Origin of the sequence: Metapseudomonas otitidis (assembly GCF_011397855.1) — a bacterium.
GTDB lineage: Bacteria > Pseudomonadota > Gammaproteobacteria > Pseudomonadales > Pseudomonadaceae > Metapseudomonas > Metapseudomonas otitidis.
Genome location: NZ_AP022642.1, coordinates 2,146,855 through 2,163,298, shown reverse-complemented (window position 1 = coordinate 2,163,298; position 16,444 = coordinate 2,146,855). Strand labels below are relative to the sequence as shown.

Annotated in this window: 11 protein-coding genes and 1 other RNA gene; 6 read left to right on the top strand and 6 right to left on the bottom strand. The window is 67.2% G+C overall.

Translation table 11 applies throughout. From position 1 onward, the window contains the following. Positions 1-14: 14 nt before the first annotated feature. Both ffs and PotMrB4_RS10075 read right to left on the bottom strand, forming a co-directional pair. Positions 15-111: signal recognition particle sRNA small type (gene ffs, locus PotMrB4_RS10080), an RNA gene on the bottom strand. A 104-nt stretch (positions 112-215) separates the two neighbouring features. Continuing rightward, complete coding sequence (locus tag PotMrB4_RS10075; RefSeq protein WP_172433151.1) at positions 216-1,850, bottom strand: methyl-accepting chemotaxis protein; 1,635 nt, start codon at positions 1,848-1,850, stop codon at positions 216-218. A 134-nt stretch (positions 1,851-1,984) separates the two neighbouring features. Between PotMrB4_RS10075 and PotMrB4_RS10070 the strand changes: the two genes are divergently transcribed. Further along, entirely contained in the window at positions 1,985-2,266 is a 282-nt protein-coding gene (locus PotMrB4_RS10070; RefSeq protein ID WP_044412796.1) for an HU family DNA-binding protein, read from the top strand. Between the two features lie 47 nt (positions 2,267-2,313). Here the strand turns inward: PotMrB4_RS10070 and ligA are convergent, their stop codons facing one another. The 4 genes from ligA to PotMrB4_RS10050 all read right to left on the bottom strand — a co-directional run bounded on the left by ligA (position 2,314) and on the right by PotMrB4_RS10050 (position 9,951). After that, a complete protein-coding gene (ligA, locus tag PotMrB4_RS10065; protein ID WP_172433150.1) occupies positions 2,314-4,686 on the bottom strand; it encodes an NAD-dependent DNA ligase LigA in 2,373 nt (790 codons plus the stop codon). A gap of 70 nt (positions 4,687-4,756) precedes the next feature. Beyond that, positions 4,757-5,566, bottom strand: coding sequence for a cell division protein ZipA (gene zipA / locus PotMrB4_RS10060; RefSeq protein WP_074967626.1), 810 nt, complete (start codon positions 5,564-5,566; stop codon positions 4,757-4,759). A gap of 212 nt (positions 5,567-5,778) precedes the next feature. Beyond that, the gene (smc, locus tag PotMrB4_RS10055; protein ID WP_172433149.1) at positions 5,779-9,267 is read right to left on the bottom strand and encodes a chromosome segregation protein SMC; all 3,489 of its coding nucleotides are present in this window, start codon (positions 9,265-9,267) and stop codon (positions 5,779-5,781) included. 24 nt (positions 9,268-9,291) lie between these two features. Continuing rightward, on the bottom strand, positions 9,292-9,951 hold the full coding sequence (locus PotMrB4_RS10050) for a GntR family transcriptional regulator (RefSeq protein WP_172433148.1): 660 nt from the start codon (positions 9,949-9,951) through the stop codon (positions 9,292-9,294). Between the two features lie 259 nt (positions 9,952-10,210). Between PotMrB4_RS10050 and PotMrB4_RS10045 the strand changes: the two genes are divergently transcribed. The 5 genes from PotMrB4_RS10045 (at position 10,211) to xdhC (ending at position 16,414) form a co-directional block, all read left to right on the top strand. Next, positions 10,211-11,347 (top strand): alkane 1-monooxygenase, encoded by a 1,137-nt coding sequence (locus tag PotMrB4_RS10045; protein ID WP_044412809.1) that lies wholly within the window; start codon positions 10,211-10,213, stop codon positions 11,345-11,347. Between the two features lie 223 nt (positions 11,348-11,570). Next, positions 11,571-13,025: a xanthine dehydrogenase small subunit gene (gene xdhA, locus PotMrB4_RS10040; protein WP_044409069.1), complete on the top strand. Its 1,455-nt coding sequence runs from the start codon at positions 11,571-11,573 to the stop codon at positions 13,023-13,025. After that, entirely contained in the window at positions 13,018-15,411 is a 2,394-nt protein-coding gene (gene xdhB, locus PotMrB4_RS10035) for a xanthine dehydrogenase molybdopterin binding subunit (protein WP_172433147.1), read from the top strand. The genes xdhA and xdhB overlap by 8 nt, the downstream gene beginning before the upstream one ends. 20 nt (positions 15,412-15,431) lie before the next feature. Then, the gene (locus PotMrB4_RS10030) at positions 15,432-15,569 is read left to right on the top strand and encodes a hypothetical protein (RefSeq protein ID WP_172433146.1); all 138 of its coding nucleotides are present in this window, start codon (positions 15,432-15,434) and stop codon (positions 15,567-15,569) included. Next, entirely contained in the window at positions 15,566-16,414 is an 849-nt protein-coding gene (gene xdhC / locus PotMrB4_RS10025) for a xanthine dehydrogenase accessory protein XdhC (protein ID WP_069562554.1), read from the top strand. The genes PotMrB4_RS10030 and xdhC overlap by 4 nt, the downstream gene beginning before the upstream one ends. The last annotated feature ends 30 nt before the right edge of the window (positions 16,415-16,444 follow it).

The window sequence follows — 16,444 nt, the reverse complement described above, 5'->3', positions numbered from 1 at the left end:
AAATAAGGAGGCGACCCCACCAGCCACACCCCGGCACTCGATGTCACCGCTGCGGCTGCTCCCTTCCGGGCCTGACCGGGTTCACGGCTGATCAATGCGGGGGGACCGGCAGGGCCACCATAACGCGACTCGCCAGATCGGCGAGCCGCGCCATTGTACTGGCTCTTGGCAAACTTACAACCGCTGAAATCACTTTTCCTGACAAGCACTTGCGTTCAGACCCGGAAGCGCCCCACCAGGCTGGCCAGGCCGCTGGACAGCTCGGACAGGTGCCGGCTGGCTTGGGTGCTCTGGTCCGAGGTCTGCGAGGCCTCCATGGACAGGTTGCGGATGTCGCTGATGTTGCGGGCGATCTCCTCGGTCACGCTGCTCTGCTCCTCGCAGGCGGTGGCGATCTGCGCGGCCATGTCGTTGATCCGCTGCACCGAATCGCCGGTGTCGCTCAGGGCCTGGTCCACCCCAGCGGCGCGCTCGACGCTGTCCCGCGCCTGATGACTGCCGGCCTGCATGGCGCTCACGGCATTCTCAACGCCGACCTGCAGGCGGGCGATCATTTCCTGGATGTCCTTGGTGGAGTCCTGGGTGCGGGCAGCCAGTGCGCGGACCTCATCGGCCACCACCGCGAACCCCCTCCCCTGCTCGCCTGCCCGGGCGGCTTCAATGGCGGCGTTCAGTGCCAGCAGGTTGGTCTGGTCGGCGATGCCCTTGATGACAGCGAGCACCGCACCGATGTTGGCGGTCTCCTGCTGCAGTGTCTCGATGGTGGTGGAGGCGCTCTCCACTTCCTGGGCGAGCTGGCGGATGGCACGGATGGTGGCCCCCACTACCTGGGCGCCCTCGCGGGACTGACTTTCGGCGTGGCGGGCGGCATCGGCGGCGTTCTGTGCGCTGCGGGCCACCTCGTGGACGGCGGCGCTCATCTCGGTGGCAGCGGTGCTCACCTGGTCGACAGCGGCGTGCTCGCTGGTGATCAGGCGGTCATTGGCGGCCGCCAGGCCGGCCAGGCTGCGGGCGGAGTTGGCCACCTCGTCGGTCACCCGGCCGACTTCACGGATCAACGGCTGGAGCTTGTCGAGGAAGCGGTTGAAGGCATGGCTGAGCTTGCCCAGTTCATCCCGCGAGGTGACTTCCAGCCGTACACGCAGGTCGCCGTCGCCCTCGGCGATCTGCTCGATGCGCTCCAGCAGGCGATGCAGCGGGCGGGTCACCAGGGTGGGGAACCCCAGCACCAGCAGCAGGCAGATGCCGCAGGCAACGGCCATGATCACGCCCTGCTGGAGGCTGCGCTGCTGACCCAGGGCGGTGGACGCCAGGCCCTCGGCGTTGGCTTCGGCATCCTCCAGTTCACCCAGCTTGTTGATGACATCGCGCATGGCCTGGAACTGCTTCTCGCTGTCGCCGAAGCTCAGGCGGCTGGCTGCCTCGGGCTCGCTGGAGGACAGGGCCACCACCTTCAGCGAGGTGGCCTTCCACTCGGCAAACCCACGGTCGAAGCTAGCCACCAGCTGGCGAGCCTCGTCGCCGGGCTTGAGGTCGGCGTACTTGTGCACCCGGTCGTAGGCCTGCTGGAGGTTCTCGGCATGGTCGGACTTGAGCTGGGTGACGAAGTCCCCGGAGCTCTCGTCCAGCAGGCTGCGCTCGGCGGTGAAGGCCTGGTAGAGGTCGCGGTCGGCGTTCAGCAACAGGCTGACGGCGGGCAGGTAGCGATTGGTCAGGCGGGCACTGGAGTCGACCACCTGGTTGAGCCCCTGCACGCCGAGCCCGCCCAGCAGCGCGAGCAGGACCAGCAGGAGCAGGATGGGCAACGTGATCTTCCAGCGGAAACTCAGGTCGGCGAAGGCTTGCAGCATGACGACTCTCCCCAGGGCGCGGCGATTCGCACAAGCGTAGCCCGACTCCCTGCAACGCGCGGGAAACCGATCTGTGCTAGCGTGCCCCCGCCCCGCTTAGAGCCGGGCGCCTTCATCTTCATCGGAGCACCCCCATGGCACTCACCAAAGACCAACTCATCGCCGACATCGCCGACGCCACAGACGCCACCCGAGCCACCGTGCGCGCCGTGCTGGAGCAACTGAGCGAGATCGTCAGCGACTCGCTGGAGAACGGCGATGAGATCACCCTGCCGGGCATCGGCAAGCTCAAGGTCAGCGAACGCCCGGCGCGCACCGGCCGCAACCCGCAGACCGGCAAGAGCATCGAGATCGCCGCGAAGAAGGTGGTCAAACTGGTGCCGGCCAAGGCCCTGACCGACGCCATCAACGGCTGATACGAAAAGGCCGGGCATCGAAGCCCGGCCTTTTCATGTGTGGCGCCTCACGCGGCGCCGAGGGTCTTCAGTTCAGCGAGGAACTGCTCCTCGTCCAGCACCCGCAACCCCAGCTCGGTGGCCTTGGCCAGCTTGGAGCCAGCACCCGGCCCGGCGACCACGCAGTGGGTGCGCGCCGACACTGAGCCCGCGACCTTGGCCCCCAGGGCTTCCAGCTTGTCCTTGGCCTGGTCGCGGCTCATGGCCTCCAGCGTGCCGGTCAGCACCCAGGTCTGCCCGGCCAGGGGCAGCCCTTCCACCACCTTGCGCTCGCACGACCAGTGCATGCCGAACTCCAGCAGTTGCGCCTCGATGCGCAGGGCGTGCTCGCGGTTGGCCGGCTCGTCGAAGAAGTCGCGCAGGGAGCGGGCGGCCTTTTCGTTGAGGCGTTCCACCTGGCGCAGGTCCAGCCAATCGGCCTGGATCACGCCCTGCAGGCTGCCGAAGCGGGCCGCCAGCTTCTCAGCGCCGGTGGTGGCGATACCGGGGATGTTCAGCTTGTCGAGGAAGCCACCCAGGGAGGCGCAGGCGGTGAACTCGGCGCTGACCTCGCCTTCGTCCTGCAGGACGACGCCGCGGGCCAGCAGGTCGGCAATCACCTGGCGGTTGTGGTCGTCACCGAAGAAGTTGTGGATCTCCGACGCCACTTCCAGCCCCACGTCGGGCAGGTAGGTCAGCACTTCCGGCAGGGCCTGTTCCAGGCGCTTCAGCGAGCCGAGGGCGCGAGCCAGCAGCTTGGCGGTCTCTTCGCCGACATCGGGAATGCCGAGGGCAAAGATGAAGCGCGCCAGGGTCGGCTTGGCGCTGTCCTGGATTGCCGCCAGCAAGTTGCGGGTCGACAGATCGGCGAAGCCCTCCAGCTCCACCACCTGCTCGTAGGTGAGGGTGTAGAGGTCGGCGGGCGACGCCACCAGGCCGGTATCCACCAGCTGCTCGACGATCTTGTCGCCCAGGCCGTCGATGTCCATCGCGCGGCGGGAGGCGAAGTGGATGATCGCCTGCTTGAGCTGGGCGCCGCAGGCCAGGCGGCCGACGCAGCGGTAAACCGAGCCTTCGCTGGTGGTGGCCTTGCCCTTGGCGCGCTTGACCAGCTGGGTGCGCTCGACGGCGGAGCCGCACACCGGGCACTGCTCCGGCACGTGCACCGGGCGGGCATCCGCAGGGCGGCGCTCTGCTACCACTTGCATGACCTGCGGGATCACGTCACCGGCGCGACGGATGATGACGGTGTCGCCGATCATCAGGCCCAGGCGGGCGACTTCATCCATGTTGTGCAGGGTGGCGTTGGCGACGGTGACACCCGCCACCTTGACCGGCTTGAGGCGCGCCACAGGCGTCACCGCGCCGGTACGGCCGACCTGGAACTCGACGTCCAGTAGCTCGGTCAGCTCCTCCTGGGCGGGGAACTTGTGGGCGATGGCCCAGTGCGGGGTGCGGGCGCGGAAGCCCAGCTGCTGCTGGTCCTCCAGGGTGTTGACCTTGAACACCACGCCGTCGATGTCGTAGGGCAGCGCCATGCGCCGCTGGCCGATGTCGCGGTAGTAGTCCAGGCAGGCCTCGACGCCCTTGGCCAGGCGCAGCTCTCGGCTGATGGGAATGCCCCAGCCCTTGAGGCGCTCCAGCATGCCCACCTGGGTGGGGGCCAGTTCGGCGCTGACCTGGCCGATGCCGTAGCAGCAGAACTCCAGCGGACGGCTGGCGGTGATCTTCGGGTCCAGCTGGCGCAGGCTGCCGGCGGCGGCGTTGCGCGGGTTGGCGAACGTCTTGCCGCCGCTCTCGGCCTGGCGGGCGTTGAGCTCCTCGAAGCCGGCCTTGGGCATGTACACCTCGCCGCGTACCTCCAGCACCTGCGGCCAGCCCTCGCCCTTCAGCTTGAGCGGTACGTTGCGGATGGTGCGCACGTTGGCGCTGATGTCCTCGCCGGTGGCGCCATCGCCACGCGTCGCGCCACGCTCCAGCACGCCGTTGCGGTACAGCAGGCTGACGGCCAGGCCGTCGAGCTTCGGTTCGCAGCTGTATTCCACGGCTGCGCCACCGCCGAAGAGGTCGCCGCCGGACAGGCCGAGGCCGCTCTGGACGCTACGATCGAAGGCCAGCAGGTCCTCCTCCTCGAAGGCGTTGCCCAGGCTCAGCATGGGCACTTCGTGGCGCACCTCGCCGAAAGCGCTGAGGGCCTCGCCGCCGACACGCTGGGTGGGCGAATCGGGGGTGACCAGTTCCGGGTGCTCGGCCTCCAGGGCCTGCAGCTCGCGGAACAGGCGGTCGTACTCGGCGTCGGGCACGCTGGGCTCGTCGAGGACGTAGTAGCGGTAGTTGTGCTCATCCAGTTCGGCACGCAGTGCCTGGATGCGCTGGGCGGCATTGCCTGATGTGTCGTTCATGATGCGGGGCTCTTTTCCGTGCAAACGAAAAGAGCAGCCTGGGCTGCTCTGTTTCGGTGGATCTTCCGGTTCAGCGCTTCTGGGTCAGGCTGCGACGCTCGAACTCGACGATGCGCTGGCGGTAATGCTCGATGGTCTGGGCGGTCAGCACGCTGCGCTGGTCGTCCTTCAGCTCGCCGTTCAGTTCCTGGGAGAGCTTGCGGGCTGCGGCCACCATCACGTCGAAGGCCTGCTTCGGGTGACGCGGGCCGGGCAGGCCGAGGAAGAAGCTCACCGCACGGGTGCTGAACAGGTCGATGTCGTCCAGATCGAAGGTGCCGGGCTTGACGCCGTTGGCCATGGAGAACAGCACCTCGCCATTGCCGGCCATACTCTCGTGGCGATGGAAGATGTCCATCTCACCGAAACGCAGGCCGCTCTCGAGAATGTTCTGCAGCAAGGCTGGCCCCTTGAAGCCGCCTTCGTCGCGGGCGACCACGTTGATCACCAGCACTTCCTCCACGGGCGGCAGGTCCTGGACCTTGGCCGGGCGCGCCGCCTTGGCCGCTGCGGCCTCCTCGACGGGGGTCAGCAGGGTCGGCACCGGCTCGTCCAGCGCCAGGTCGCCCTGGCGTGGCTCGTTGCGGCGCTTGTTCAGTTCCTTGGCGCTCATGCTGGGCAGGTCTTCCTCGTCCAGCAAGGGCTCTCCACGTTCGCGAACGCGGGCCGGTCCGAGGAGGTTGGGGTCCTCCCCGTCATCGGGAAGGTTGGAGAAGCTGCGGTCGAGCTTGAACTTGAGCTTGCCTTTGCCGCCACTCATGCGGCGCCAGCCATCGAACAAAATGCCGGCGATTACGATGACGCCGATGACGATCAGCCACTCGCGCAGACCGATTTCCATTAATCCTGTGTCCCCTGGTCAAAAAATATTCTGATAGTGATGAAGAAAGGACATCCGGTCCTCTGAAAACGTGGCGCCCAACTCCATGTTCCCAATGGCGTTTTCCACGTGTCAAAAAAATTGGGCATTAAGCTAGCACGGCCAGCCCAGCAGAGAAACCTCTGATCACGAGGCCTGCAGGGCAACCCGGGCGGCATTGCCGGCCGGGCGTGTCAGGCCTCTACGAGGGAAAGCGCCTCCTCGACATCCACGGCGACCAACCGTGAGCATCCCGGCTCGTGCATGGTCACGCCCATCAACTGGTCGGCCATCTCCATGGCGATCTTGTTGTGGGTGATATAGATGAACTGGACCTTCTCCGACATTTCCTTGACCAATCGTGCATAACGGCCGACGTTCGCGTCGTCCAGCGGCGCATCCACCTCGTCGAGCATGCAGAAAGGCGCGGGGTTGAGCTGGAAGATGGCGAACACCAGCGCCAGCGCGGTAAGGGCCTTCTCGCCACCGGACAGCAGGTGGATGGTGCTGTTCTTCTTGCCTGGCGGGCGCGCCATGATGGCGACCCCGGTGTCCAGCAGGTCTTCGCCGGTCAGCTCCAGGTAGGCGTGGCCACCCCCGAAGACCTTCGGGAACAGCGCCTGGAGGCCGGCGTTGATCTGGTCGAAGGTTTCCTTGAAGCGGTTGCGGGTCTCCTTGTCGATCTTGCGAATGACGTTCTCCAGCGTGTCCAGCGCCTCCACCAGGTCATCGTTCTGTGCGTCCAGGTAGCGTTTGCGCTCGGACTGCTGCTGGTATTCGTCGATGGCCGCCAGGTTGATCGGACCCAGGCGCTGGATGCGCGCGGCCAGTCGCTCCAGCTCCTCGTCCCAGGCGGGCTCGCTGGCGCCCTCGGGCAGCGTGGCGAGTACGCCGTGCAGGTCGTAGCCGTCTTCCAGCAACTGGTCCTGCAGCGCCTTGCGGCGCACGGTCAGGGCCTGCCACTCCATGCGTTGCTGTTCCAGCTGGCCGCGCAGCAGTTGCGACTGCTGCTCGGCCTGGGTGCGGCGCTTCTCGGCGTCGCGCAGTTCGCGGTCGGCATCCTCGAGGGCGAGCCGAGCGAGCTTGAGTTCGTCTTCCACCGCCATGCGCCGTTCCAGCAGCTCTTCCAGCTTCATGCGCAGCTCTTCCAGCGGGGCGGCGCCCTCCTCCAGGTTGAGGCTGAGCTGCTCGCGACGCTCTTCGAGGCGTTCGAACTGCTGGCTGAGGCGCTCCAGGGCCTGGCGTGTCGAGTCGTGCTGGGCCCGCAGGGAGCCCAGGCGCACGGCCAACTGGTGGGCCTGGTCCTTGTGCTGGCGTGCCTCCTGGCGGATGCGGTCGAGGCGTTCGCGCAGGTCATCGCGCTCGGCCAGCAGGCGTTCGCGCTGCTCGGTGTCGGTGGCCATGGCGTCCAGGGCATCCTGCAGCACCAGGCGGGCTTCGCCCAGCTGCTCATGCTCCAGGGCGCGCTGCTCATCGAGTTCGGCCAGCTCCGCTTCCAGGCGCTGGCGACGCAGGTTGAGCTGCTCGACCCGCGCCTGCTGGGCGGACAGGCGGGCCTTCACCTCGGACAGGCGACGCGCCTCGTCCTGCACCTGGCGGCGTTGTTGTTCACGGGTTTCTTCCTGCTGGCGCTGCTGGTCCCGCAGGGTTTGCAGGGCCTCGTCGAGGCGCTCCAGGGTGGCTTCGCGCTCGTCACGCTCGGCGTGCAGGCGCTCCAGCTCCTGGCCACGGGCCAGCAGGCCGCTTTCCGCTTCGCTGGCGCGACGGACACGGAGGAAGTTGCGCCCGACCCAGTAGCCATCGCGGCTGATCAGGCTTTCGTCGGCGGCCAGCGCGGCGCGGCCGGCCAGGGCCTCGTCCAGGCTCTCCACCGGGCGCACACGGCCGAGCCAAGGGGCCAGGTCGAGCCGTGACTCCACCTTGTCCAGCAGGCTGCCGGCGATTCGTGCACTGCCTTGGCTGGCGGCCACCAGGCGCAGGTCGCCTTGGCTGAAGCCCGCCAGGTCGAGCCCCTGGAAGTCATCCAGTTGCACGGCCTGCAGGTCCGCCCCGAGGACGGTCTCCACCGCCAGTTCCCAGCCCGCCTCCACCCGCAGGCCTTCAGCCAGGCGCGGGCGCTGGTCGAGCCCATGCTCACGCAGCCATTCCGCCGTGCCGGCGCCGGGGTCGAGGGCGGCCTGCTGCAGGGCTTCCAGCGAGGCGATGCGGCCGTTGAGGCGCTGCAGCTCGCCCTGGGCCTGCTGCTGGGCCTGGCTGGCGCGCTGCAGCTCATCACGCAGCTGCTCCAGGCGCTCCACCAGGGCCTCTTCGGCGGCCTGCAGGGTTTCCAGCTCCAGCTCGCCAGCGGCGGCCTGTTCATTCAATTCGAGGATGGCCGCGCTCTCGGGGTCGGCTGCCAGCTGGGTACGCTCATCCGCCAGGCGACGCTCGCGTTCCAGCACGCGTTCGAGGCTCTGTTCCAGCTGCTGGATGCGCGCTTGCTGCACTTCGGCCTGGCGCCTGGGCTCGGCGCTGCGCTGGTTGAAGCCGTCCCAGCGCTCCTGCCAGCCCTGCATGCCGGCCTCGGCCTCTTCCAGCTGGGCACTGGCCTCTTCGGCGGCGGCGGCGCTGAGTTCCTGCTCGGGGATGAGCATGTCCATCTCTTCGCCGAGGGTCGCCAGCAGGGTGCGGTCATGCCCCAGGTGGGACTCGGTCTCCTGGCGGGCGCGCTCGGCGTCACGCAGGTCGTCCTGCAGTTGCCGCTGGCGCTGCTGGCCGTGCTGGATGCTCTGCTCGACCCGGGCGATGTCACCCCCCACGGAGTAGAAGCGGCCCTGCACCAGGTTGAAGCGCTCGGACAGCTCGTGGTGGCCGTCCCGCAGGCGCTCGATGGCAGCATCGGCGTTGCGCTGCTCGGCCACCAGTGCCTCGAAGGCCACCTCCTGGCTGCCGATCACACCCTCGCGCTGGCCCACCTGCTCGTTCAGCGCCTGCCACTTGAGGGCGGACAGCTGGGCCTTGAGCTGGCGCTCCTCGGCCTTGTACTCCTGGTATTTCTCCGCCGCCTGGGCCTGCCGGTGCAGGCGGTCGAGCTGGCGCTCCAGCTCTTCGCGCAGGTCGGTCAGGCGCGCCAGGTTCTCGTGGGTGCGGCGGATGCGGTTCTCGGTCTCGCGGCGGCGCTCCTTGTACTTGGAGATGCCGGCGGCTTCCTCGATGAAATTGCGCAGGTCCTCGGGCTTGGCCTCAATGAGCTTGGAGATCATCCCCTGCTCGATGATGGAGTAGCTGCGCGGCCCCAGGCCGGTGCCGAGGAAGATGTCGGTGATGTCCCGGCGGCGGCACTTGGTGCCGTTGAGGAAGTAGGTGTTCTGGCCGTCACGGCTGACGCGGCGGCGAATGGAAATCTCGGCGAAGGCGGCGTACTCGCCCACCAGGGAGTTGTCCGAGTTGTCGAAGATCAGCTCGATGCTGGCCTGGGCCACCGGCTTGCGGGTGTTGGAGCCGTTGAAGATGACGTCGGTCATCGACTCGCCGCGCAGGTTCTTGGCCGAGCTCTCGCCCATCACCCAGCGCACGGCGTCGATGATGTTGGACTTGCCGCAGCCGTTGGGGCCCACCACCGCCGACATGTTGCTGGGGAAGTTGACCGTGGTGGGGTCGACGAAGGACTTGAACCCGGCCAGCTTGATGCACTTGAGCCGCATGGGCGCCTCTCCCGGTCAGTGGCGTCAGTGGCCGGCCAGGGCGGCGAGCACCAGCTGGCAGTTGTGCTGGCCGTAGCCCACCAGCACGTCGCGGATGCGCGCCAGGTCGCGGCCGATCACCGCCTTGAGCAGCTCGGCGAAGGCGGCCATGAACTGCGCCATCTCGCCTTTGCGCTGCTCCAGCGCCAGGTGGTAGGTGCGGCTGATGGCCGGCAGCAGGTTCTCCACCGTCTCCTCCAGGTAGGGGTTGTCGGCGAAGGCATAGGCCGCGCGCATGATGCTGAAGCTGGAATCGACGAAGCCGCTGATGTCGTGGTCCTGCAGGTTCTGTTCCAGGCGCTGCTGGATGGCCTGGAAAGGCGCGAGGTCCTCTTCGCTCTTCCAGCGCTGGGCAACGGCACAGCCCAGCAGGATGTACATCTCCATCATCAGTGCGTAGAGGCTCTGCACATGGTGCGGGGTGAGCTCGGACACCTGGGCGCCACGGTGCGGGAGGATGGTGATCAGGTGGCGGCGCTGGAGGATCAGCAGCGCTTCGCGCACCGACCCGCGGCTGACGTTGAGGGCCTGGGTGACCTTCTGCTCCTGGATGCGTTCGCGGGCCTTCAGGTCCCCTCGGATGATGCGTTCGGCGAGGTGGTGGGCGATCTGTTCGGCGAGGCTGTCCGGTGCCTTGAACGTCATGGTTTTCCTTCGGTCTTGGCTGTGGGGGTCGATCAGGCGCCCTCGGGGTCCGGCGCAGCAGGCTGGTCGGAAGGGATCATGCACGAGGGATCTGCGCAGGACGCGGCAGGGGGCGAAGTGTAACACAGGGTGTTACCCGTCGAAGGTGACAGACGGCGGGCATTCAGACCTAAAGGTCGGTCGCCCTGCACCGGGTTGGGGCGCAGGATTGTCTGACAATCCTGGAATAACCCACCCACCTGCACGGACGGAGCCCACCATGTTCGAACGCCTGCCCTCCAACTGGATGATCGCCCTGAAGAAGGTCGGCTACTGGATCTGGCTGATCCCGGTGGCCGGCATTCCCATGAGCTACTACTGGTCGCTGGGCAGCGACCACCCCAATGCCTGGCCCTGGCTGGTGATCACCATCGTCTTCGGGGTGATTCCGTTCCTCGACTTCATCGTCGGCCGCGATCCGGCCAACCCCGACGAGTCGGACGACGTGCCGTTCATGGAGGGCCAGGGCTACTACCGCTTCCTCAGCCTGATGACCCTGCCGCTGCTGCTGCTGATGCTGGCCTGGAGCGGCTGGGTGTTCGTCCACCACCCGGACTGGAACTGGGTGGGCAAGCTCGGCTGGGTGCTCTCGGTGGGCACGGTGATGGGCGCCATCGGCATCACCGTCTCCCACGAACTGATCCACAAGGACCCGCTGCTGGAGCAGAGCGCCGGCGGCATCCTGCTGGCGGCGGTGTGCTACGCCGGCTTCAAGGTGGAGCACGTGCGCGGCCACCACGTGAACGTCTCCACCCCGGAGGATGCCTCCTCCGCCCGCTTCGGCCAGAGCCTCTACCAGTTCCTGCCCCACGCCTATAAGCACAACTTCCTCAACGCCTGGAACCTGGAGGCCCAGCGCCTCAAGCGCAAGGGGCTGCCGGCGCTGCACTGGCGCAACGAGCTGGTGTGGTGGTACGCCCTGAGCGCCGCGATGCTGGTGGGTTTCACCCTCGCCCTGGGCTGGCTGGGCGGGGTGTTCTTCCTGGTGCAGGCGGCGATGGCCTTCACCCTGCTGGAGATCGTCAACTACGTGGAGCACTACGGTCTGCACCGCCGCAAACTGGACAACGGCCGCTATGAACGCACCAGTCCGGCGCATTCCTGGAACAGCAACTTCCTGCTCACCAACCTGTTCCTCTTCCACCTGCAGCGCCATTCGGACCACCACGCCTACGCCAAGCGCCGCTACCAGGTGCTGCGCCATTTCGACGACAGCCCGCAGTTGCCCAACGGCTATGCCGGGATGATCGTCCTGGCGCTGTTCCCGCCGCTGTGGCGCGCCGTGATGGACAAGCGGGTGCGCGCCTATTACGCCGGTGAAGAACACCAGCTGACCGACCAGCAACAGGTCGCCTGACCCCGCCCTTACCCCCTCGTCGCACCCAAGCGCCCCGCCCCAGAGCGGGGCGTTTGCATTCCGGTCTACCCTTGTTCCAGCGTCACGGCACGGCACTTGCAGCGCAGCCCGTATGATTTTCTGACTTTCAGGTCAGAAAAATATTGACCGAAAAGTCAACGGACTCTAAATTCGCGGCCATACGAGCCCTCGTAAACAACAATAAAGTGCCTGGAGGTCTTCCTTGATCCAGTTTCTACTCAACCGGGAGCTGCGCACCGAACATGCGCTCGACCCCAACGTCACGGTGCTGAACTACTTGCGTGAGCACCTGGGCAAGACAGGAACCAAGGAGGGCTGCGCCTCCGGTGATTGCGGCGCCTGCACCGTGGTGGTGGGCGAGGTGGTCGACGACCGCATCCGCTACCGCACCCTCAATGCCTGCCTGACGTTCGTCTCCTCGCTGCACGGCAAGCAGCTCATCACCGTCGAAGACCTCAAGCACAAGGGCCAGCTGCACAGCGTCCAGCAGGCCATGGTGGACTGCCATGGCTCCCAGTGCGGCTTCTGCACACCCGGCTTCGTCATGTCGCTGTTCGCCCTGCAGAAGAGCCGGGCCGCCTCCGGCAGCACCGGCTACGACAAGGCACAGACCCTGGAAGCCCTGGCCGGCAACCTGTGCCGCTGCACCGGCTACCGCCCGATCCTCGATGCCGCCGAGCAGGCCTGCTGCCAGGCGCAGCCCGACCAGTTCGACGCCGCCGAAGCCGAGACCCTCGCCCAGCTCAAGGCGATTGCCCCGCGCGACACCGCCGAGCTGAACAGCGGCGACAAGCGCTGCCTGGTGCCGCTGACCATCGGCGACCTGGCCGAACTCTACGTCTCCAACCCGCAGGCCCGCCTGCTAGCCGGCGGCACCGACCTGGCCCTGGAAGTCACCCAGTTCCACCGCGAGCTGCCGGTGATGATCTACGTCGGCCACATCGACGCCATGAAGCGCATCGAGACGGATGCCGACTTCATCGAGATCGGCGCCGCCACCCCGCTGTCCGACTGCTACGAGACCCTGTCCCGCGAGTACCCGGATTTCGGCGAACTGCTGCACCGCTTCGCCTCCCTGCAGATCCGCAACCAGGGCACCCTCGGCGGCAACATCGGCAACGCCTCGCCCATCGGCGACGCGCCGCCGCTGCTGATCGCCCTCGGCGCCGAGATCGTCCTGCGCAAGGGCAACCAGACCCGCACCCTGCCGCTGGACGAATACTTCCTGGACTACAAGGTCACCGCCCGCCAGGAGTCCGAGTTCATCGAGAAGGTGCGTGTGCCCCGCGCCCGCAAGAACCAGGTGTTCCGCGCCTACAAGGTCTCCAAGCGCCTGGACGACGATATCTCTGCCGTCTGCGCCGCCTTCAACCTGGTGATCGAGGACGGCGTGGTGCGCCGTGCCCGCGTAGCCTTCGGCGGCATGGCCGGCATCCCCAAGCGCGCCAGCGCCTGCGAGCAGGCCCTGGTCGGCTCCGCCTGGTACCCGGGCACCGTCGAGCGCGCCTGTGAAGCCCTGGCCCAGGACTTCAGCCCCCTCACCGACTTCCGCGCCAGCAAGGAATACCGCCTGCTGGCGGCCCAGAACCTGCTGCGCAAGTGCTTCCTCGAACAGCAATCCCCAGCCGTCGAAACCCGGGTGACCGCCTATGTCTAAGCACCACTTCAAGACCCAGGAAGAACTGGCGGCGCTGTTCCGTGCCGACATCGCCACCGGCGTCGGCAAGAGCGTCAAGCACGAGAGCGCGCCCAAGCACGTCACCGGCGAAGCGGTGTACGTCGACGACCGCCTGGAGTTCCCCAACCAGCTGCACGTCTATGCCCGCATGAGCGACCGCGCCCACGCGCGCATCGTTCGCATCGACACCCGCCCCTGCTACGCAATCCCCGGCGTGGCCATCGCCATCACCGCCGAGGACGTGCCCGGGCAACTGGACATCGGCCCGGTGGTGGCCGGTGACCCGCTGCTGGCGGACGGCAAGGTGGAATACGTCGGCCAGGTGGTGCTCGCCGTGGCTGCCGACAGCCTGGAAACCGCGCGCAAGGCCGCCATGGCCGCCCTCATCGAGTACGAGGACCTGGAGCCCGTGCTCGACGTGGTCGATGCCTACCGGAAGAAGCACTACGTGCTCGACCCGCACCAGCACAAGCGCGGCGACTCCGCCACCGCCCTGGCCGCTTCGAAGCACCGCCTGCAGGGCCACCTGCACATCGGCGGGCAGGAGCACTTCTACCTGGAGACGCAGATCTCCTCGGTGATGCCCAGCGAAGACGGCGGCATGATCGTCTACACCTCCACCCAGAACCCCACCGAAGTGCAGAAGCTGGTGGCCGAGGTGCTGGGCGTGCCGATGAACAAGATCGTCATCGACATGCGCCGCATGGGCGGCGGCTTCGGCGGCAAGGAAACCCAGGCCGCCGGCCCGGCCTGCCTCTGCGCGGTGATCGCCCACCTCACCGGCCGGCCCACCAAGATGCGCCTGCCGCGCATGGAAGACATGAGCATCACCGGCAAGCGCCACCCCTTCTACGTCGAGTACGACATCGGCTTCGACGACCAGGGCCTGCTTACCGGCATCGAACTGCAGCTGGCGGGCAACTGCGGCTATTCGCCAGACCTCTCCGGCTCCATCGTCGACCGCGCGATGTTCCACTCGGACAACGCCTACTTCCTCGAACACGCCACCATCAACGGCCTGCGCTGCAAGACCAACACCGCCTCCAACACCGCCTACCGCGGCTTCGGCGGGCCCCAGGGGATGGTCGCCATCGAAGAGATCATGGACGTCATCGCCCACCACCTGGGCAAGGACCCGCTGGCGGTGCGCAAGCTCAACTACTACGGCAAGGACGAGCGCAACGTCACCCACTACTACCAGACCGTCGAGCACAACCTGCTCGCCGAAATGACCGCCGAGCTGGAAGCCAGCGCCGAGTACGCCCAGCGCCGCGACGCCATCCGCGCCTTCAACGCCCAGAGCCCGGTGCTGAAGAAAGGCCTGGCGATGACGCCAGTGAAGTTCGGCATCAGCTTCACCGCCACCTTCCTCAACCAGGCTGGCGCGCTGATCCACGTCTATACCGACGGCAGCATCCACCTGAACCACGGCGGCACCGAGATGGGCCAGGGCCTCAACACCAAGGTCGCCCAGGTGGTGGCCGAAGTGTTCCAGGTGGACATCTCGCGCATCCAGATCACCGCCACCAACACCGACAAGGTGCCCAACACCTCGCCGACGGCCGCCTCCAGCGGCACCGACCTGAACGGCAAGGCCGCGCAGAACGCCGCCGAGACCATCAAGGGTCGCCTGGTGGACTTCCTCGTCGGGCACTTCAAGGTCACCCCCGAGGACGTGGAGTTCAAGAACAGCCAGGTGCGCGTGCGCGACCAGTACCTCGCCTTCGAAGAGGTCATCCAGCTGGCCTACTTCAACCAGGTCTCGCTCTCCAGCACCGGCTTCTACCGCACGCCGAAGATCTACTACGACCGCGACAAGGCCGCCGGCCGCCCCTTCTACTACTTCGCCTACGGCATGGCCTGCTGCGAAGTGCTGGTGGACACCCTCACCGGCGAGTACAAGATGCTGCGCACCGACATCCTCCACGACGTCGGCGCCTCGCTGAACCCGGCCATCGACATCGGCCAGGTGGAAGGGGCCTTCGTCCAGGGCATGGGCTGGCTGACCACCGAAGAGCTGGTGTGGAACGCCAAAGGCAAGCTGATGACCAGCGGCCCGGCCAGCTACAAGATCCCGGCCATCGCCGACATGCCCATCGACCTGCGGGTGAAGCTGGTGGAGAACCGCAAGAACCCCGAGCAGACGGTGTTCCACTCCAAGGCCGTGGGCGAGCCACCCTTCATGCTCGGCATCGCCGCCTGGTGCGCCATCAAGGACGCCGTGGCCAGCCTCGCCGACTACAAGGCCCACCCGCAGATCGACGCACCGGCCACCCCCGAGCGCGTGCTCTGGGGCGTCGAGCAGATGAAGGCGCTGCAACGCAAGGCCGAGGCCCCCAGCAACGCCCACGTGGAGCCTGCCTGAGGGCAGCCGGGAGGCGACCGATGAACCCAAGTCCGACCCTGCACGACACCCCAGCCCGGCCGGCAGCCGCCACCGACACGCCTCGCCCCGGCGAGCGTGACGACTGGCGCCTGTCCCGCTCGCGCCGCCCGCTGCGCAACTGGAGGCTGAGCCGATGAGCTGGATCAACGCCCTTGCCGAGCTGCAGCAGCGCGGCGAACCCAGCGTGCTGGTGACCATCATCGAAGAGCGGGGCTCCACGCCCCGCAATGCCGGCTCGAAGATGGTGGTCACTGCCGAGCGCATCTACGAAACCATCGGTGGCGGCCACCTGGAGTTCAAGGCCATGGCCATCGCCCGGGAAATGCTCGCGAGCGGCAGCCGCGACACCCGCCTGGAGCGCTTCAGCCTGGGCGCCAGCCTCGGCCAGTGCTGCGGCGGCGCCACCGTGCTGCTGTTCGAGCCGATGGACCAGCCCCAGGCGCAGATCGCCCTGTTCGGCGCCGGCCACGTCGGCCGCGCCCTGGCCCCACTGCTCGCCAGCCTGCCGTGCAAGGTGCGCTGGATCGACTCGCGGGAAAGCGAATTCCCCGAGCAGGTGCCCGCCGGGGTGGAGAAGGTGGTGAACGACGAGGTGGTCGACGAAGTCGACGCCCTGCCCTCCGGCAGCTACTTCATCGTCATGACCCACAACCACCAGTTGGACCTGGAGCTGACCGCCGCCATCCTCAAGCGCAACGACTTCGCCTACTTCGGCCTCATCGGCTCGCGCACCAAGCGGGTCAAGTTCGAGCACCGCCTGCGCGAGCGCGGCTTCGCCAGCGAAACCGTGCAACGCATGCGCTGTCCCATGGGCCTGGCCGAGGTCAAGGGCAAGCTGCCGGTGGAGATTGCCATCTCCATCGCCGGTGAGATCATCGCCACCTACAACGCCACCTTCGGACAGAAGGACAATGGCCAGGACGTGAAGAAGGGAGAAACGGTCGCCCGGCTGGTGCCCAGCTCCCGCCGCGAACAGGCCTGACCAGACCACACAACGGAAAGCGGGCGGCCA